The following is a 20,153-nucleotide window of genomic DNA, read 5'->3' as shown; positions in this document are numbered from 1 at the left end:
CCTCCTTTCTTTGGTTACTTTCTTTGGAGAAGCAAAGAAAGTAACACAATGGGATATAACCCAAACAGAATGCCCGCACCAACGAACGGAATTTGTCGCAAACAACATAATAGAATGTCGTAAACACACAGCAACGGTTGTACTGGCGAATTGTAATTTTGAATTGTCAATTAAAACTACATTTTATGAAAACGATCTTCATTATCCTAGGCGTGCTTGCTGGTATTATTGTACTAGCATTAATCATAGCCCTTTTTACGAAAAAAGAATACGCGGTAGAGCGTACCGTTACGATTAATAAACCGGTAAACGAGGTGTATGACTACTTAAAACATTTAAAGAATCAAACGCAGTATAATAAATTCACCATGAAAGATCCGAACATGCAATCTTCTTTCACAGGAACAGATGGTGAAGTGGGGTTTGTATACCATTGGAGTGGCAATAAGGAAGCCGGTGAAGGTGATCAAGAAATCAAGCGTTTGGTAGAAAACAAAGAAATTGAAACGGAGTTACGATTTATTCGTCCTTTTAGCGGGGTAGGGCAGGCTTACTTTACCACTGTTCCGAGTGGGAATAATCAAACTACCGTAAGTTGGAAAATGCAAAGTAAAATGGCGTATCCCATGAACTTAATATTATTGGTTGTGAACATGGAAAAAGGACTAGGTACACCGATAGGGGAGAGTTTGGGCTTATTAAAACAACAATTGGAATCGAAGTAATAGATAATGTTATTCCATATAAAATTATAAAACCGCCTTGCAACAGCAGTGCGGTTTTTCTTTTATCAAAAGGAATCATGTTATTGGAGATCAAGTGGTTTTATCGAAGCTCTTGTTCATGAAGTAAATAATTTCATCGTTTACGTCATCATGATAGAACATGCGGAAATTATGGTTGTACTGTTTTTGACCAGGTAGCGGTGTAATTTTAATAAAACACAATTGATCGGGATATGCATTTTTAAATGGAAACACAACATGCAAGAATACTTTACCTAATTGTGTGATCCATGCTACGGTTCTTCCATTATGATCTACGGCTAACATGGTTTTCGTAGCACGTACAGTAACGGGGCCTTGCTCGTTAAATACAGCTAAGAAATGTTGCAATAAAGCAATACTGGTTTCGCTCTTACGAGCAATAAAATTTTGAACAGCTGGATCTTGTAACATAGGGCTAAGATACTACGATTTTTGCTACGACATATTGACACTTAGTGTATGTTTCTGCCTGTAATATCATGTTTTTAATGCATGTTCTGAAACGGTGACTGGTATTGTTCTCTAATATTCTCCAATGTATGTTGTAATATATTTTAAAGGGTTTGCAGCTTGTTCCATATATAGGACATATATATGCGAAGTATATTTTCGCTTGTAATCTAAGCTGGCATTGATAAAAGATATATTTTGATATATAGGGGATATATATTTTTCGCTAGAAAGCTTTGTAGTGTTGGGTTTAAGTCTAAAAACAATAATATTTTGGCCTCAAATATAGTCCAGTGAAGTGTTTGCCGGGTTTTTGAAAATAAGCCTGTTTTCTTGACTTCCTACTAGTGATGAGAATGTTGCTTAGGAAACAGTATTTGGGTGAAAAAAAGAGGCTAAGAATAGGGTAAAATGAATGCCGGGAAGCATGTTGTATACCAGCTTAAAATGATGGCTATTGGTGCTGCTCCTTTTATGCAGGTATGAATATTTTTGACAACCTGTCAGCCTGTCGTTCTTCTGCTAATATAAAAATAAAACCACCCTCTCTAAATAAGAAGGGTGGTTTTATCATATAAATAAACAGCGTGATTAAGGGAATACTAAAGTATACTTATCACCAGGTTTAAGGGTACCTACCCAGTTGAAATTACATTTAAGCCTAGTAGGCTTAATAATAAAAGTATAAGCCATCGCGCAATTAGCAATGCAGTAGTTCTGTTCAATACAAGTTGCATTGGCCACCGCTAATTGTTGTTGATAAGCAGCTGATAATTTGTATGCATCTGATTGTGCGAAAATATCTGCTTCCAATTGTTTCCATGTCATACCATCACAAATAATAGGTTCTGGTTGAGGACCAACAGGACCATTATCGTCGATAGGTACTACCATCATTAATACCATTGGATCGGCGGTAGGTTTTAACTGTGCATACCCATTCTTCAGTAAGAAAGGGATGACTTCAGCAGTAACCACACCTGTTTTTTCGCGTTTAGTGTCGGTGCCTGTGGCATTGTGTTGAATACCAATAGTAATGGCGATAACTGCTAATGCAGAGAAGATAGCTAATAATGTGAAACGTTTCATAATCGTGATCATTGAAAGGGGTTAAAGAACAGTGAATTTGTCATTTGCTTTTACGGCCTGTACCCAGTTGAACCTACAAGCTAGCCGGGTAGGCTCGATGAAGAATGTGCCCGCCATACCGCAGTTACCGATACAAACCAATTGAACTTGGCAAGTAGCGTTGGCTACGGCCAGTTTAGCGGCATATTCCGCGGTTAGTTTGTAGGCTTGCCATTTGGCAATCATATCGTCGTACAATTGGCTGGCCGTCATACCATCGCAAATGATGGGATCTAAAACGGGATCAACAGGGCCATGGTCTACCACTGGAATGGTGTAAGACGTAACGCCATCGCCACTTGGTTTTAAGAGGGCGAAATGGTTCTTGTGAATGAACGACACAGATTCCGGTGAAATGATGATGGTTTGCTCGCGCTTGGTGTCCTGCGCATGGAGGTGGATAACAGTAGCTACAACAATGGCTACCATTGTCAATAACGACAAAAGGGTCAATCGTTTCATAATGAAATGAAATTAAAAAATGAATAATAGCCCGGGAGGGCGTGTATGCAGGTTACACGGGTTGGAGTAATTAGGTGATGCGAAAGTAGGGCGTGCTTATGCGGTGGCACCGCAGGGGAATAAAAAAAGAAAATCCCGGTTACGTGCGTAACCGGGATTATATCAATCATGAACAAGTAAATTAGAATTTATAGCTCACCATAGCAGAGAAACTACGTGGCATTTGCGCTTCGATGGTAGACCATCCTGTATAATAGTATTTATTACCGATGTTATTCAATTTTGCTGTGATACCGAATTTTTTCGTGTTATAGAAAATAGAACCGTTGAAAACTGTATAACTAGGCAAAGTGAATACGCCGGTGGTTAGCCTATTTAAGATTTTGTTTTCGCTGGCATAGTTGCCACCGAAACCGACACCGAATCCTTTCAAAGCACCGTGGCTGATACGGTAAGAAGCCCATAGGTTAGCCAAATTAGCTGGCCCTGCTTCTTCTGGGCGACGATTTTCGTAATCGGCACCGCCTTTTGTTAGTTTAGAATCGTTATAAGCATAACCGGCAACAATGTTTAAACCTTCAATTGGGTTAGCAACGATTTCACCTTCAATACCTTTTGAATAACGTTTGGCACCTTGTGTGTAATCATTTATAGTTGCACCGGCTAATACCGTGTTCTTCACTTTAATATCATAATAGCTAAGGCTACCTGTTAATTTACCATTTAAGGCATTCACTTTCACACCTGCTTCCATTTGGTTTGCTTGTTCCGGTTTGAATGTTTGAACAGAGCCATTAGGTAATACGATCGGTGCTACGTTAGAGAAACCGTTCATGTAGTTAGCAAAGATCGATAATACGCCTTGTACCGGTTGGTATACTAAACCAAATTTAGGCGATACCGCAGTTTGACTGTATTTATCCTCTTTAGAAGCCGTTTCGCCGCCATTTTTGAAATGATCTACACGTACACTCGCCATTGCGGATAAATTAGGCAAGATATTGAATACGTCGGAGATGTAAGCGCTATAGGTTTCTTGTAATAAGTTCGAATTCGTGATTGGACTGTTGGCTAACAACATATCGGCGTGTTGCCTGGAGTTATTAGTACTATCTGATACTGGTGTAACATATCCATTGGCTACATAACCCGTATTACCTGAAATGCCGTTACGTGCAAAGTAGTCTAATCCAACAACAACCCTGTTACGGAATTTGCCAATGTTGAAATCACCGATGAAGTTCTGTTGAATATCAGTGGTGTTGGTAGTGGCATCTTGGTGGGTGATATAACGATCGAAAGATGTCATACCCGGTGCATAGGATAAAATTCGTGTTGCAGATTCAGTTAAATAGCTATAATAGCCTAAGGTGTTCGCTGTACTACGAGATACAACAGTTTGTGAAGTCCACTGGTCGTTGATTTTATATAAAGCTTGTGCTTGTATTCTCGTTGTAGGTGTTTTAATGGATAAGTCGTTCGAAGTATACGATAGTTTGGGGTTGTAGCCTAACTCATCAATATTCGTAGTACGCAATTTGTGACGACGATCGAAGAACAACATAGCTGGGTTTGTTTGCTCATTTTTGAAAAACTCGGCATTTAAACTCAAGGTTAATCGATCAGTAGCTTTATACGTTAATGATGGTGCTAAGTACGTGCTTTTGCGGAAGCCTGCATCCTGCCAGCTATTTTGGTTATGATAGGCAGCATTTACGCGGAATAATACTTTATTATTTTTATCTAAAGGCGTATTGAAGTCGGCCGTAACACGGTTTAAGCCAAAGCTGCCCCCCGTATAACTTACTTCGCCACCAAAGCCGTCATAAGGCTGTTTAGTAACAGTATTAATTAATCCACCATAAGAAATAACAGAGCTGCCAAAAAGGGTACCACTCGGTCCTTTTACTACCTCGATACGATCGATATTAGCAACATCAATATTGCCATTGGTTAAGCCTGGTAGGCCATTCACCAAGGTAGGTTGAACAGCAAAGCCACGTAAGCTGAAATAGCCGGCACCATCGGTACCACGACCGGTAGAAGTCCACAATTGCGCTAAGCCGGCCGTATTTTTGAGGGCATCATCATAATTTGATACAACTTGTTCTTTCATCAACTCCGCTGAAATGCTGGTATACACTTGCGGATTCTCAATGTTTTTCAACGGTAATTTCGCCACATAATCGGAGGCCGTTTTAGCGAATTTATTACGGGCCGCTACTACTTCCACTTCTGATAAGTTTCTTTCAGAAAGTGTTAATTGAAGAGAAACGTTGCTGGTTTTGTCTTTTTCTACTATTACAGATTGTGTAGTGGTTTGGTAACCGGTGAGCGCTACTTCTATTGTATAAGTGCCGGGATTGACGTTACGGATAATGAATTCACCCTGATCGTCGGAGATGGCGTATTTTTTTGTGCCTTGTAGCTGAACGGGTACACCGGGAGCCGGTTTGTTATCGGAGGTTTTGATGATACCTTTTACGATGCCACCATTTTCTATTTCTGTTGCTGAAGCTATATTAAAGCTTACTAACACCGCCAGTATGCAGCCTATGTAACGGATTAATCCTTTCATCTTCATGATTTCTAAATATTTCCTAACGAATAATTTGCTGGCGCAAAGGTCATATAGTATACTTAGTTGACCATATCCAATCGGGAAAACTATTTACGCAATAAGGAAAAGTCTGTTTCCGGTTGTGAGCATTGAATAAGAGAATATAAGATGGTAGCTATTTATAGCCGATGTAGTAAGATGAACTTATATATAAACCCGGCTTTATGGGAAAAGGGATTGGGCGGCGTTGAGAGGAATTACCACTACAGGGAGGGTAACATATATATAATATGGTGTAGGGGCGTTTGAAGGGTGAAAAGTCATTTTAGTATTAAGATTTGCACATTTAGTATATATATACTGGATAACTTTTACATACAAAACCTTGGAAAATCGCCGGATTATCCTATCATTGCAACCGATTCGTATAGTGATAAGGCGCGACCATGGCGGGTGTTAAAAAATTTTTAGTTTTTTTTAACAAAAAACTTGCACTGTATATATATAATGTGTAAATTGAACATTAAGTAGCGACGTTTAGTAAGCCAAATGCATACTAAATATACACCAAAAGTAAACTGAGCGAGGGGGTATTTAGTGTATACTGAACCAGCTGCAATCGAAGATAGAAAAGGAAGTGATAGAGATAAATTAGTATGTCAATAATTAGCATATCAACCAAAAATGCGTATGCCTCATTTACATCTAACGTGTGAGAAATAGTAATTCCCAGCAGTATATCTTGCGAACAAACGTTATGAAAGACGAGTAATCGTTATGAAAAAATTAATCCTTGGTTATTCCACAACCAAGCACACGGTAGGACTGAAGTAAACTGGTACGATGAATTACAATAAAAGAGGTGATTCATTGATTATTCATCAAAAAAACAAAACTGATATTAGGATTTATAAAAAGTAAACACTAAATTTATTTCGATTTAGTTGGATACTTACTTATGGCGGCAGTTTGTGTAGAAATGAAAAGTTGACCATAAGTACTTGTTGACAACGAGAAGTAGGAACATTTTCACGTTATGAATTATTGCCAGAATCTAGAAATGACTACTTACTATTTGTGTTTATTTGTTTTTCCACTTTAAAATTTCAAAGGTATAACTAGTTTTCGCCGTATACGTGCCGAGCATGTAGTATGAAAAGTGGTATTTAGTTCGTCGATCCACCCGCGTAAGCCTCAATTATATCTTCCATTCACCGGCATCACAGTTGGTGATAAGGCCTTGTATTATCTAAAATTTTCAATAGGACATAGTACATCATATTATTCATCACTTAAATTATTTGATATAGATAATATTGATACACACCTTATTTAAAGCATAGAAATATATTAAGCTTCATCTATAAAAATTCTGCGTTATGATCAAAAAAGAAACTTAGCCACAAAAAAACACAAATGATACTCGGCAATATGGGGGTATTGCTGGGTTTCCCTAAGACCGTCCCTAGCAAGGGAGATTTATTAAAATTCCAATAACATTTTTTAAGAACCTAACTCTTTAGAATATGAAAAAAGAGCGAAATATTGCTGTTGTCAAAACGGCAATAAGGGTAACCTTTATGCATACAATGGTTGTCCTCACTTCCATCTCTCTTTCAAAAGCGAATACGCTTGAAGGAAGATCTGTCTTGGAAAATAAGAGTTTACCACTGCGTGTTGAATTGGTAAACTTTCAAGAAGTTACAGTAACCGGTAAAGTTCTTGACGAAGACAAGAACCCGGTAATTGGTGCTGCTGTACAAGTAAAAGGTACAAGCAGAGGTATGGTAACTGGTGTTGATGGTTCATTCTCTATTAAAGCGAAAGCTGGTGATGTATTGATGATTTCTAGCATTGGTTTTACCAAGCAAGAAATTACAGTAGAAGCCGGCAAAACAGTATACAGTGTTACATTAACGGGATCAAAAAGCACACTTGAAGAAGTGGTAGTAACTGGTTATTCTTCGCAAAAAGTGAAGGATTTAACCGGTTCTGTTGCCGTTGTAAACATGAAATCCTTGAAAGCTCAACCTGCTGCGAGCCCTGTAGAAGCGCTCCAAGGTAAGGCTACGGGTGTTCAAGTTATCTCTGATGGTGCTCCTGGTGCTACACCGCAAATCCGTATTCGTGGTTATTCTACGATCAACAACAACGATCCTTTATACGTTGTGGATGGGGTTCCTTATGAAGGTAAATTGAGCTGGTTAAGCCAATCCGATATCGAAAGCATGCAGGTATTGAAAGATGCATCTTCTGCATCTATCTATGGTGCCCGTGCGAACAACGGTGTTGTGATCGTTACCACTAAAAAAGGTGTAATGAACTCGGCTCCAAGAGTAACTTTGGATATGTACTACGGTACACAAAGAGCTCAAAAAAGCAGGTTCCCAGAATTTATGACGCCAACAGAATACTCTAACTTCTTATGGCAATCATATATCAACGCAGGTAAAACACCTGGTACAGACGAAACCACTGGTTCTAACTATGGTTACGGTACTTCACCAACCTTACCTGAGTACTTGTTAGCAGGTACAGCAACCGGTCAAAAAATTACTGCTGCTGATGCTGATCCTAGCAAATACAACTACAGCCGCGATGCTGCTACTTTCTACCAAATCACAAAAGCTAACAAAGCTGGTACAAACTGGTTTGATGAAATGACAGACGCAGCTCCAATGCAGAACTACCAAATCGGTATCTCTGGTGGTGGTGAAGGTTCTCGTTACTCTTTATCAAGTGGTTACTTCAACCAAAAAGGTATCGTGAAACACACCGGTTACGAGCGTTACAATGTTCGTTCTAACTCAGAATTCACTGTGTTAAATAACAAAGTGAAAATCGGTGAAAACTTCCAATACAGCTTCGAACAATTCTACGGTCAAGGTGTAAACCCTAACGTATCTGGTGACTATCAAGGTGAAGGTTCTACATTCGGTTTCGCATACCGTATGCCAACTATCATCCCTGTATACGACATCAACGGTAACTTCGCAGGTTCAAGAGGTGATAAATTGGGTAACGCCCAAAACCCTGTTGCTATGTTATACCGTAACAAAGACAACGTTAACAAACGTAACTTCTTCTTCGGTAACGCTTACGTTGACGCGGAAATCATCAAAGGTTTGAACTTGAAAACAAACATTGGTGTACGTTTCGAAAACTACAGTGGCGTTAGCTTCACTTATCCAAACTTAGAGTTCTCTGAAGGTTCTAATGCTAACGGTATGAGCGAATACCAAGGTATTAACAGAGACTGGACTTGGACTAACACATTGAACTACAAAAAATCTTTCGGTAAACACGATATCAACGTATTAGTGGGTACTGAAGCGATCGATAACCGTAACCGTCAATTAAACGGTAACCGTAATACCTACTTCTTATTAGGTAACATGGATTACTACTACTTGAATGCTGGTTCTACCAACATCGGTAACAGTTCTACTGGTAACGTAGGTTCATTGTTCTCTTACTTCGGCCGTATCGATTACAACTACTCTAGCAAATACTTGTTAAGCGTAACTGTACGTCGTGATGGTTCTTCAAACTTCGGTCCTACTAACAAATACGGTACATTCCCTGCTGTAAGTGGTGCATGGCGTATTTCTGAGGAAGATTTCTTGAAAGGTAACGAAACTGTTAATGACTTGAAATTACGTGCTGGTTATGGTATCACCGGTAACCAACGTATTGCTGCTTACCAATATTTGAAACGTTTCAGATCTAGTATTGCTGAATCTGCTTACCCAATCACTGGTGTTCAAACAGGTGTATGGCAAAATGCTTACGATAACCCAGATATCAAATGGGAACAATTGAAATCACTCAACATTGGTCTTGATTTCACCTTGTTGAATGGTGCATTCGATGGTTCGTTTGACTGGTACAACCGTAAAACATCTGACATGTTGTTCACTTTACCTTTGCCAAATGCTGCAGTAGGTATGGGTTCTTCTCCAGCTGTTAACGTTGGTGATATGAGCAACAAAGGTTTTGAGTTCACATTGGGCTACCACTACGGTCAAACTTCTAACAAAGACTTCCAATTCGATATCGTTGGTAACTTCTCTCGCAACATTAACAAGATCGTTAAATTGAGTGATGGTGTTGATAACGTAATCTATGGTGACTTCCGTAGCTTACAAACATCTATCTTGAAAACAGGTCAACCTTTTGGTGCGTTCTACGGTTACAAAACTAATGGTTTATACAAAAGCCAAGACGACATCACGAAAGGCCCATCTTATGCTGGTGCGAGAGTGGGTGGTTTAAGATATGTTGATGTAAGCGGTGATGGTCAAATCACTGATGCAGATCGTACTATCTTGGGTTCACCACATCCTGATTTCTTGTATTCATTCAGCTTGAATGCACGTTACAAAAACTGGGATGTATCTGCATTCTTTAACGGTTCTCAAGGCAACAAAATCTACGAAGCAACTCGTTACTATACTGACTTCGGTACATTCGACGGTACAGCTTCTAAACGTTTGTTGAATGCTTGGAATCCAACAACTAACCCTAACAGCAACATTCCTTCTCCTTACAGAGGTGCTGGTAACATGGAGTTAGCTTCTAATGATTACTATGTACAAGACGGTAGCTATTTCAGAATGAAAAACATTCAAATCGGTTACACATTCAAAACTAAAATGTTAGGCAACTACATTAAAGGTTTAAGAGTGTACGGTTCTGCTACTAACTTGTTCACAATTACTAAATACACTGGTTTAGATCCAGAGGTGAGCCAAACAAACAGTGCATACTCTGCATTGGGTGTTGACTTCGGTATCTACCCTGTGGGCAGACAATATCTCGTAGGTCTTAGTGCAAATTTCTAGTCTAGCTTTAAAAGTATTTAAGAATGAAAAAGATTAATCGAATTATATTATCCGCTGTTCTAGCATCTTCCGTAATGGGAGCTTGTAAGGAGAGTTTCTTGGAAAAAACGCCGCAAGGCGAGCTTGCTCCTTCACAATTACAAAACACCGATGGTGTTGAAGGTGCATTGATTGGTGCGTATGGCCTATTAAACGGTAACTTAAGTGGTACATGGGGTAACTATTCTTCTGCCCCTAGCCAATGGTTATACGGTGAAGTAGCGTCTGATAACGCCCACAAAGGTTCTAACTCTGGTGACCAGCCGAACATGAACCAAATTGAATTATACCAAGCTACTGCTGTTAACGATAACGCAGATGTAATGTGGTCAAGATGCTACGAAGGTATCCTTCGTGTAAACAACACATTGCGCTTGTTAGCTGCTGTACAAGCAGGTAGCGGTAACAAATTCAGCGATACACGCGCTAAAGAAATCGAAGGTGAAGCTAAAATGTTACGCGCTCACTACTATTTCTTCTTAGTTCGTTTGTTCAAAAATGTTCCGTACATCGATGAAAATACACCAACATCTGTAGCAGCTACTACTAAAAATGACAAGGACGTATATCCTATGATCATTGCTGATTTAACTACTGCTGTTGCAAACCTTCCAGCTACTAAACCTAAAGGTGAAGTTGGTCGTGTTGATAAAATCGCTGCTACTGCATACTTAGGTAAAGTATTGTTATACAATAAACAATACGGTCCAGCATTGACACACTTCAAAACTGTAATGGCTGCTCGTCCTGACATTACTACTTTGAACTTCTTAGATAACTTCGATGTAACGAAAGAAAACGGTCCAGAATCAATCTTCGCTGTACAACACGCTATCAACCCTGATGGTAGTGGTGATAACGCTAACGTTGGTGACATGTTAGGTGGTTTATACGGTAACGCTCCAGTGAGCTGCTGCGGTTTCTTCCAACCTACTATCGACTTAGTAAACGCTTACAAAACTACAGCTGCAGGTTTACCATACTTGGATAACACTTACCGTAATGCGCCAGTGATCTTGTCTGACTTCGGTTTGACTGCTGCTCAAAAAGCTGCTTACGTGTTAGATAAAACATCTCGTGTAGATCCTCGTTTAGACTATACAGTTGGTAGAAGAAGCGTACCATACCGTGATTGGGGTCCAATGGCCGGTGATTCTTGGATTCGTGACCCCGCATATGCTGGTCCGTTCGTAGGTGTTAAGCACATGATCGAAGCTGCTCAATTTGGTACTCAATCAGTAGCAGGTGCTAACTACGTAACTGGTTTGAACGTTAACATCATCCGTTTAGCAGACGTTTACTTAATGGCTGCTGAGTGTGAAGCTGAAGCAAACAACTATGAAGGTGCAAGAACTTTGGTAAATAAAATCCGTCAACGTGCTGCTAACTTACCTGCTAAACAAGTAGGTGGTACACCAGCAGCTAACTACTTAGTTAGCCAGTACACTACTGCTTGGACAGATAAAGCAACTACATTGAAAGCAATTCACTTCGAAAGAAGACTTGAATTAGCGTTAGAAGGTCACCGCTGGTACGATTTAGTACGTTGGGGTGAAGCTAAAGCTACACTTGAAGCATACTCTGCATTCGAGGGTACTTACTTATCTTCTTACAAAAACTTAGTATTTACTGAGAAAAACACTTACTATCCAATTCCGCAACCGCAAATTGATAGAAGTAAAGGAGCGTTATCGCAGAATTAGAATAAGCTCGTGTATTTTTAGCTTTTAAGGTAAAGGCCGTCCGTAAAAGGGCGGCCTTTGTTTTGTTATACAGAATAGGCATAAAAAAGCCTTCTCTAGCATGGTAGAGAAGGCTTTTTTGTATAAGGTATATTTAGTTGGCATTCGCCAGTAACTTTCTTACCACACCTTCGAGGGCAGCAATATTGGTTTTACTGGTGAGTTTATTGATTTTGATACGAATGATGGTGTGTTGTTTGCGTACTTCGAAGAAATAGAAGTTTTCGCGGTCGGTTTGTTCGAACGCTTCATCGCCAAGGCCGGCCACTTTCCGCATACCGGGTAATCTTTTATTGCTGTTGTATTCGCTGGTATGGGATTTTTCGGCTGCTTCTACCGTAGCATGTTGAATGAGCATGTAGAAGAGGTTGGCTTGTTTGCCGGTGGTGCTGTCGATGGTAGTGGCAGCATAAGCACATTTGAAGGTGACGGTTTTGGATTTGTCGCGCTTGGAGTACTCTTTTAAATCAACTTTTTGCCCTAGAATGTTTTCGGCATCAGCAGGTTGGAGGAAATACGGGTCGTATTGCTGTACGGGTTGTGTAATGGAAATAGGTGATTTGAAGACGGGAGCTTTGTCTTCGCCACTATGTATAGATAATAAAACAGCTAAAAAAGTTTGCATATGAATGCTTGTTTATGGAATGGTACGTGGCTACGAAGGTACGAACATATTGAGGTATGATATGTTGCTAATATTGTCGGGATTCATCCCTTATTTGACGCAAACAGCTTATCCCAACCCGTTAAGTTTACATAAGTTTGTGCTATCAAACGTTGATTCTACACACCCTAAATAGTTTACCATGCAAACGATCACACCATTCTTATGGTTCAATGGGCAGGCCGAAGAGGCTGTCAATTTTTATGTGAGCACCTTTCGATCTGCCTCCGTAAAAGAAGTGCAGCAAATGGGTGGGGCATTCTTTTATGCCGAGTTTACCTTGCAAGGACAGAACTTTATTGCATTGAACGCAGATGGTACTTTCAAATTCAACCCGGCAATTTCTTTCATGGTAGAGCTGGATACACAAGAGGAGGTGGATGAGTATTGGGATAAATTAACAGCCAATGGTGGTAAAGAATCCCAATGCGGCTGGTTGGAAGATAAATTCGGCCTCTCCTGGCAAATTGTACCCCGCACCCTCACAAAGCTTATGCGCGATCCCAATAAGCAGAAAGCAAATGCCGTAATGCAAGCCATGATGAAGATGAAAAAAATCATCATCAAAGACTTGGAAGATGCCTACAACCAAGCATAAATATTTCATGTAAGCAATCGATTGTATGATGTATATTTAATGCTGTTTTACAACACATAAATCAGTACACACATCATGGAATACAGGATATTTGGCAGAACCGGCTGGAAGATCAGCGAAATTGGCTACGGCATGTGGGGCATGGCAGGTTGGACGGGTTCGGAAGAAAACGAAATCAACCAAGCGCTGGATCGTTCCATCGAATTGGGATGCAATTTCTTTGATACCGCTTGGGCTTACGGCGATGGTTTGAGTGAAGAAATTCTCAACAAAACGATGCGCCGCCACGGTGATAAAAAGCTTTATGTAGCCACAAAAGTACCACCAAAGAACCGCAAATGGCCGTCAAAGCCGGAATATTCGTTGAACGAAGTATTCCCGAAAGAATACATCATCGAGTATACCGAGAAAAGCTTGAAGAATCTCGGGGTAGAGTGCATCGATTTACAGCAATTCCACGTGTGGGAAGATAGCTGGGCACAACAAGACGAGTGGAAAGAAGCGGTTACCCAATTACAGCAACAAGGTAAAGTGAAAGCTTTCGGTGTAAGCGTGAACCGCTGGGAACCGAACAATTGCTTGGATACTTTGCGTACTGGGCTAATCGACAGTGTACAAGTTATTTACAACATCTTCGACCAAGCGCCTGAAGATCAATTGTTACCACTTTGTAAAGAATTGAATATTGGTGTAATTGCCCGTGTACCATTCGATGAAGGCACTTTAACAGGTACATTTACAAAAGAAACTACCTTCCCAGCGAACGACTGGCGTTCTACGTATTTCGTACCAGAGAATTTGCATTCAAGTGTAGAACATGCCGATGCCTTAAGGCCATTGTTGCCCGAAGGTATGAGCATGCCGGAAATGGCACTTCGTTTCATTATTAGTCACCCGGATATTTCAACTACTATTCCAGGTATGCGCAAATTGAGAAACGTGAATGCTAATATGGCCGTTAGTGATGGTAAAGGTTTAACGCCTGCATTATTACAACAACTCAAATCACACCGTTGGGATCGTACGCCTACAGGCTGGTCGCAATAACATGATATACCCGGGAAAGGGTTTGTGTTGCACGCTCTTTCCCGTGGTTTTTGCAAGGTGTGGTATCGAGGTATTTACAACTAAAATATTTACACCATGGCAACCCTCACTTCTTTTACGTTCATTACACTGAACGGGTTTTACAAAGATTTACACAACGATATTAGTTGGCACCAGCACGATGCTGAAGGTGCCGCGTTATCAGAACGTTCTTTACAAGCGAATAACATGTTGTTGTTTGGCCGTAAAACGTATGATATGATGTACAGCTTTTGGCCAACGCCACAAGCCGAGCAAGCCATGCCTGCTGTTGCTAAGGGAATGAATGAAGCAGCGAAAATAGTTTTCTCTAACGATTTGAAGAAGGCCGATTGGCAAAACACACGTGTTGTTTCGGATGATATTGTAGCGCAAGTAGCTGCATTAAAGAAAACCGCCACAAAAAACATGACGATCCTAGGAAGTGGTTCAATTGTGTCGCTATTTGCTTCGCATGGGTTGATGGATGGTTTTCAAATTATGGTAGATCCTGTTGTAATTTCAGCTGGTACCTCGTTATTTGAGAATATTCAGCGAACATTACCATTAAGGTTGATCAATTCACAAGTGATGAAGAATGGGGCTTTGCTATTGAATTATGAGCCCGTTAGATGAACGAAGTGATACCGTACAAGTGAGCGTAGCAACGGCGGGGCAATCGAAGCAACAAAAGATGGTTACATAAAAAAAAGTCCTCCCATTGCTGAGAGGACTTTTTCTATTATGGTTTAGCGAAGAAAACATCTGGATTGTTGGTTACGTAATTATGAAACGTTGTGCCTGTTTTCTCGTATGTTTTACTGCTTTTTTGTGGTGTTTGATTGAGGGCATCGAGCGGCAATAGTTGAATGAATGTTACTTCTTTACCTTTTGCCCAAGTTTCGAAGTCTACTTCACTGCTAGCAGGACTTTCGAGGCGGTACAAGTTCTTCGTCATGTACTGTTTTAAGTAGCTATCAACCGTGGCAGTTTGTTTCCTGTTCCAGTTAGCATCTGGGTTCAAGATCAACGGTTGGTTATTGATGAGGCGCTCGCGTACTTCGCGGATACCTAACAATTCACCTTTCTCGTTCATCACGTAAGCGTTGTTGGTAGGGTCCATCCAAACCCACTTATTGGTTTCTTCATCGTATACCATGTTAATTACATGGCAATCGTCGAATTGGAGTTCTTTGGGCATACAGGTTACATAGCGCGATTTCAAGCCAATGGCTAAGTAGCATTCGTTTAATACGGTAGCTAGCATGCGGCAGTTCACGCCGCGGTTTTCTTTTTTGCAAACATTGATAATGGCTTCAGCATTACGAGGGTTGGGATTATCGCTATTCCCATCGTGGCGAATGAGGTTATGCACCCAAGTCATTAAGTGAATCATTTTCGATTGCGCAGTACCGGTTCCCGCGATGGAGTCCAGGTTGTACAGCTTACGAATATATTGCAACCTTTCATTGGAAGCGGGTTGATAGGTGAACGCAGGCGTTTCACGTTTATCGGCTGTATTGAAGTTTTTACCGCCCAGTAGAATGTCTTTACGGGAAGGTGCGTACTTAATTTGCGTAAGGCAAGAGTCTTTGCCGTTCAGCAAAATGTAAAAGTTGGTAGGCGATTTCCTATCAACTGTAAAAACTTTCTTTTCTTTATCGGTGATGAATGCAATGGTTTTCGCGGAGGTTGTCATAACATCCAGCTTCTCCGTAGGAACAATTGTCCACCTGTTATTTTGAACAGGACCGTTATCTTCTTGAATCGCTACAGAAACATTTGTTGCATGCATCACAGGTAACTTGCTTTGAGCAAAAGTGGCGTAGCTGCTGCATATGGTGAGCGTAGCCAATAGAATTTTGTTGCGCATAGGGCGTTTATTTGGCGTTAAGAATAGATTCTACGTATTGTATCCACCCGGTAGATGGAATACTTGGATCGATATAGAAATCGGGCTGAATACCTTTTCCATCTAAGGCCATACCTGGGATGCGGTAGCTTTTTGATAAAGCGTATCCTAAGCCGAGTTGTTCACAAGGAAATGGCACATGGTACATGTTGCTAATATCGAGCACACCTATTGTTGTAGTACCATAGAGTTTTACTTTCTTACTTTGTTTAGCGGCAAGTAAAAACTGTTCTGTAGTACTGCCACAATTTTCGTTGATAATGATGGCAACATTCGCTGGATTTGGCAATATTATATCCATCGTTTCTGTGTACGTTGGATTATTCAAAGGAACGAATTTACCGATATTAGCGTCTAGTTTCTCCTTGAATTTTTTATAATATGCTATGTCTTTTGGATCGAAATTTGGATTCTTGATAATATCGTCCATGCGGCTGTTGTTAAGCGGGGTAGAAAGGAATTCTACACTGATATGTCGCATAGGGTTGGTATATAAATACGGGATGATTTGATCGTAAGAAGCATCGCTACCGCCACCGTTATCACGTACATCGATAATCATGTTTTTGGCAGCTTTGATGGTTTTATCATTCACCCGTAAAACAGAGTCGATTTGACGTTTATAGGAATCGTTGAATGATGGGATGCGGAGGTATACCGTGTTAGCATTTACTTTTGCTAAGAAGGGATATTGTTCTGTTAGCCAACTGATTTCGCGGTCTGAAGGATCGGCGGGTAAAACGGGGTATACGCGTTTTAATTTGAAATTACCTATTTCCAAGTAATTGTCGGTTAACATGTTAACGGTGCTGAACTTGGTTTCACTGTAGTTGCCCATGTACCATGTACCATCGTCGGAATTAGGATCGTCGGAAAAAGAAAATTTCACTTGCCCTTTTTTCCAAATAGAACCAGGGGCATCTAATACATAGCCGGTATAGTTATGACCTTCTTTCACTACGCCAATGGTGTAAGGAGCGGTATACCAGATACCTTCAATAGACGGTTTTTTCAGCTGATCGATTTTCTTTTTCAGCTCTGTTTCAGAGAGGCTTACCGTAGGCCAGTCGGTAGTATTCACCGAGGTAATTTGTTTAGGTGCTTGGTTTTGGTATTCATCAATTGACCAGTGACCTTTTCTGAAAAACTTCAAATAGCTGCGCAAAAGTTCTGCACAAACTTTAATGTCGGTTGTTTTTTTAGCTTCTTCGGAGAGTTGTTTTACGAGCACTTCATAGGCATCTTTTCCTTTTAAAGAAAGACCATATTCAAAGCCGGCATCATTTTTCTCGAACGTTTCTTTTAACCATGCGAAATTGTTTTCACATGCGCATTTATCTTGCGCGAAAGCAGTTAACGGCAATAGGGCAATAAATGCGAGGAGGATTTTTTTCATAAGCAAACTAGCAGGTTTAGATAATTTATCATAAAGACGATCGACGCAGCAATAAGTTGCACATCAAGATAAAAAAATATGAACCTGTAATTCCATAACAGAAATTAACACTCACTAAACCTAATTGCCGGGAATAAAGCCTTAACTTTCGATATTCGTTTGAATGATGTTTAATACGTGTTTGGCTAGTGCTTCGGAGTAAGGTTCATCGTCGAGATAGATGGTTCCGAGTGGTTTAGGTGCCGTGCCGAAGATTTCTACCCGGTAGGCGGTATCGCCCCAAGGTTTCTTTTTGGTAGCGACTTGTACGGATTGAATATTCTCGAAGTGTATGATATTGGCTGTTTCTTTGTCTAAAGGTTGAATAGGTTGTGGGCGGATGAAGGAGATGAATTTTTTCTCTACATCGATGGTAATCACAAAGTAGGAACGTTGTAAACGTTGATACTCGCGCCACAATAAATATTCAAAAATGACGAGGAAAAGGTAGTTTTCGTTAGGAATATTGCGGGTGATAAAGTCGGCAACCGTTAACCCAAGTGGAAATAGGATCATCAAGGCAACCATCAAACGAGTTTTCCACAAAGCGTTTTTCTTCGCGGGAAAGGTGATGGTGGCGTTGTGAATACTAGCGATATGCGGCAAATTTTGTTGATGCAAAAAAGCTGCAAAATCAGCGTAATAAGTGTGATAGCTAGGTGTAGACATACAGTAAAATGGAAGTTGAAAGTACAAATAAAAGCGAGATTTCCTCTTCCCATTCATAAAAATTAAACACAATTCCACTATACATGAAAACAGTACAGCATCTTTTTTGGGCTTTTTGTAGCCTCGTTAGTATGGAACTCAGTGCACAATCCAAATTTTCGCAAAACCAAGTGCGCACGCAAAACGGTATCGTAGAAGGTACCTACACAGCAAAAACAAAGGTCACTACATTTAAAGGTATTCCATTTGCCGCACCACCGGTAGGCGATTTACGCTGGAAAGAACCACAACCAGCCGCCAACTGGGAAGGCGTTCGAAAAGCCGATACGTTCGGACCCAAAGCCATGCAAAAGCCAATATTCGGCGACATGGGTTTTAGAGCCAATGGTATGAGTGAAGATTGCTTATACTTGAACGTTTGGACACCTGCCTCATCGAGTAATGAGAAATTACCTGTACTGGTATATTTCTACGGGGGTGGTTTAATGGCCGGAGATGGATCGGAACCTCGTTATGATGGCGAGGCAATGGCAGCCAAAGGCATTGTATCGGTAACGATTAACTATAGATTGGGCGTGTTTGGGTTTTTTGCTCATCCCGAATTAACAAAAGAATCTGCCCACCATTCTTCAAGTAATTACGGCTATTTAGATCAAACCGCGGCTTTACAATGGGTAAAAGCCAATATTGCAGCTTTTGGCGGCGATCCTAATAAGGTAACCATTGCCGGCGAATCGGCAGGATCTATATCTGTATCTGTTCAAATGGCTTCACCGTTAGCAAAAGGATTAATTGCAGGCGCCATTGGAGAAAGTGGTGCAGCTATTAATCCTACCTTGGTACCTATTCCATTAGCAGATGGAGAGAAAAACGGGGTGAAATTCGGCGAAATTGTAGGCGCTAAGACCTTAGCTGAATTGCGCGCTATCCCGGCTGAGAAATTACTTGATTTGGCGTTCAAACCAGGCAACCCACCTATGTCGGCTACTATCGATGGGTATTTATTGCCAAAGTCGTTGGTAGAAATATTCAATGCAAAAGAGCAAGCCAATATACCATTATTAGTAGGTTGGAACAGTGCCGAAATCCCTTACATGGCTTTACTCCGTGGTAAAACCCCAACACCGGAAAATTACGCAGCCGCTGTAAAAGAACAATTCCCGAAAGAATACGAAGCCATATTAAAAGTATACCCAGGTAATAACGAACAAGAAATATTAGAGAATGCTACAGCATTGGCAAGCGACCGCTTCATTTCTTACAGTACATGGAAGTGGGCCGACTTACATGCAAGAAATAGCGAACAACCTGTATTCCGTTATTTATTCTCCCGCGTACGCCCGGCAATGACGGCCAAAATGGGCAATGCGCAACCGGGTTTAGCAGGAGGCGTAGTAAAAGGCGATCCTAACAAGAAACCCGAACCGCCGAAATTCGAAGGAGCATCGCATGCTTCAGAAATCGAATATGCATTGGGTAATTTGCCTTTGAACGATGTGTATGCTTGGACGCCGGATGATTATAAGGTATCGGAAACAATGCTGAACTATTTTGCCAACTTCGTGAAGAAGGGGAATCCTAATGGTGCAAAATTGCCTAATTGGGATGCGATCAAAGATCCCAAGTTGCCCGTATTCATGGATATTAATGTAAAGTCGGCACAAAAAGTAGATCAAACAAATGCGCGTTATGAATTGCTAGATAGCATTTATAACAAGTAATTCAAATCATACACTTGCTAAAAAAGCCTGCATACTGTTCTGCAGGCTTTTTTAGTAAGTGTATGACAAGTAAAATTACCTTATCGAAAAATACTGT

Annotated in this window: 15 protein-coding genes; 7 read left to right on the top strand and 8 right to left on the bottom strand. The window is 40.6% G+C overall.

What is annotated here, in order from left to right; translation table 11 throughout:
- The first annotated feature begins 185 nt into the window (after positions 1–185).
- Positions 186–725: an SRPBCC family protein gene (locus tag LX64_RS07190; protein ID WP_111596923.1), complete on the top strand. Its 540-nt coding sequence runs from the start codon at positions 186–188 to the stop codon at positions 723–725.
- 90 nt (positions 726–815) lie between these two features.
- Here the strand turns inward: LX64_RS07190 and LX64_RS07185 are convergent, their stop codons facing one another.
- The 4 genes from LX64_RS07185 to LX64_RS07170 all read right to left on the bottom strand — a co-directional run bounded on the left by LX64_RS07185 (position 816) and on the right by LX64_RS07170 (position 5,391).
- On the bottom strand, positions 816–1,178 hold the full coding sequence (locus tag LX64_RS07185) for a hypothetical protein (RefSeq protein WP_111596922.1): 363 nt from the start codon (positions 1,176–1,178) through the stop codon (positions 816–818).
- Positions 1,179–1,808: 630 nt separating this feature from the next.
- Positions 1,809–2,318, bottom strand: coding sequence for a hypothetical protein (locus LX64_RS07180; protein WP_111596921.1), 510 nt, complete (start codon positions 2,316–2,318; stop codon positions 1,809–1,811).
- Between the two features lie 9 nt (positions 2,319–2,327).
- On the bottom strand, positions 2,328–2,807 hold the full coding sequence (locus LX64_RS07175; protein ID WP_148707230.1) for a hypothetical protein: 480 nt from the start codon (positions 2,805–2,807) through the stop codon (positions 2,328–2,330).
- 181 nt (positions 2,808–2,988) lie between these two features.
- Positions 2,989–5,391: a TonB-dependent receptor gene (locus tag LX64_RS07170; RefSeq protein WP_245952575.1), complete on the bottom strand. Its 2,403-nt coding sequence runs from the start codon at positions 5,389–5,391 to the stop codon at positions 2,989–2,991.
- Positions 5,392–6,893: 1,502 nt separating this feature from the next.
- On the opposite strand from LX64_RS07170, the gene LX64_RS07165 reads away from it, so the two are divergent.
- Entirely contained in the window at positions 6,894–10,211 is a 3,318-nt protein-coding gene (locus tag LX64_RS07165; protein ID WP_111596919.1) for a SusC/RagA family TonB-linked outer membrane protein, read from the top strand.
- Between the two features lie 23 nt (positions 10,212–10,234).
- The gene (locus LX64_RS07160; protein ID WP_111596918.1) at positions 10,235–11,953 is read left to right on the top strand and encodes a RagB/SusD family nutrient uptake outer membrane protein; all 1,719 of its coding nucleotides are present in this window, start codon (positions 10,235–10,237) and stop codon (positions 11,951–11,953) included.
- 133 nt (positions 11,954–12,086) lie between these two features.
- On the opposite strand, the gene LX64_RS07155 is transcribed toward LX64_RS07160, so the two are convergent.
- Entirely contained in the window at positions 12,087–12,617 is a 531-nt protein-coding gene (locus tag LX64_RS07155; RefSeq protein WP_111596917.1) for a hypothetical protein, read from the bottom strand.
- Positions 12,618–12,798: 181 nt separating this feature from the next.
- On the opposite strand from LX64_RS07155, the gene LX64_RS07150 reads away from it, so the two are divergent.
- The 3 genes from LX64_RS07150 to LX64_RS07140 all read left to right on the top strand — a co-directional run bounded on the left by LX64_RS07150 (position 12,799) and on the right by LX64_RS07140 (position 14,955).
- The gene (locus LX64_RS07150; protein ID WP_111596916.1) at positions 12,799–13,254 is read left to right on the top strand and encodes a VOC family protein; all 456 of its coding nucleotides are present in this window, start codon (positions 12,799–12,801) and stop codon (positions 13,252–13,254) included.
- A gap of 75 nt (positions 13,255–13,329) precedes the next feature.
- Positions 13,330–14,301, top strand: a complete 972-nt coding sequence (locus tag LX64_RS07145) for an aldo/keto reductase (RefSeq protein ID WP_111596915.1) — start codon at positions 13,330–13,332, stop codon at positions 14,299–14,301.
- A 96-nt stretch (positions 14,302–14,397) separates the two neighbouring features.
- Positions 14,398–14,955, top strand: a complete 558-nt coding sequence (locus LX64_RS07140; RefSeq protein ID WP_111596914.1) for a dihydrofolate reductase family protein — start codon at positions 14,398–14,400, stop codon at positions 14,953–14,955.
- A gap of 106 nt (positions 14,956–15,061) precedes the next feature.
- Here the strand turns inward: LX64_RS07140 and LX64_RS07135 are convergent, their stop codons facing one another.
- The 3 genes from LX64_RS07135 to LX64_RS07125 all read right to left on the bottom strand — a co-directional run bounded on the left by LX64_RS07135 (position 15,062) and on the right by LX64_RS07125 (position 18,335).
- Complete coding sequence (locus LX64_RS07135) at positions 15,062–16,192, bottom strand: transglutaminase-like domain-containing protein (RefSeq protein ID WP_111596913.1); 1,131 nt, start codon at positions 16,190–16,192, stop codon at positions 15,062–15,064.
- 7 nt (positions 16,193–16,199) lie between these two features.
- A complete protein-coding gene (locus LX64_RS07130; protein WP_111596912.1) occupies positions 16,200–17,627 on the bottom strand; it encodes a S41 family peptidase in 1,428 nt (475 codons plus the stop codon).
- Positions 17,628–17,768: 141 nt separating this feature from the next.
- A complete protein-coding gene (locus LX64_RS07125) occupies positions 17,769–18,335 on the bottom strand; it encodes a hypothetical protein (RefSeq protein ID WP_111596911.1) in 567 nt (188 codons plus the stop codon).
- 83 nt (positions 18,336–18,418) lie between these two features.
- Between LX64_RS07125 and LX64_RS07120 the strand changes: the two genes are divergently transcribed.
- Positions 18,419–20,056 (top strand): carboxylesterase/lipase family protein, encoded by a 1,638-nt coding sequence (locus LX64_RS07120; protein WP_111596910.1) that lies wholly within the window; start codon positions 18,419–18,421, stop codon positions 20,054–20,056.
- Positions 20,057–20,153 lie beyond the last annotated feature (97 nt).

The sequence above is a fragment of the Chitinophaga skermanii genome, assembly GCF_003259335.1.
Lineage (GTDB): Bacteria > Bacteroidota > Bacteroidia > Chitinophagales > Chitinophagaceae > Chitinophaga > Chitinophaga skermanii.
Note: the sequence above shows the minus strand (reverse complement) of the source record. Positions and strands in the feature narration are given on the sequence as shown.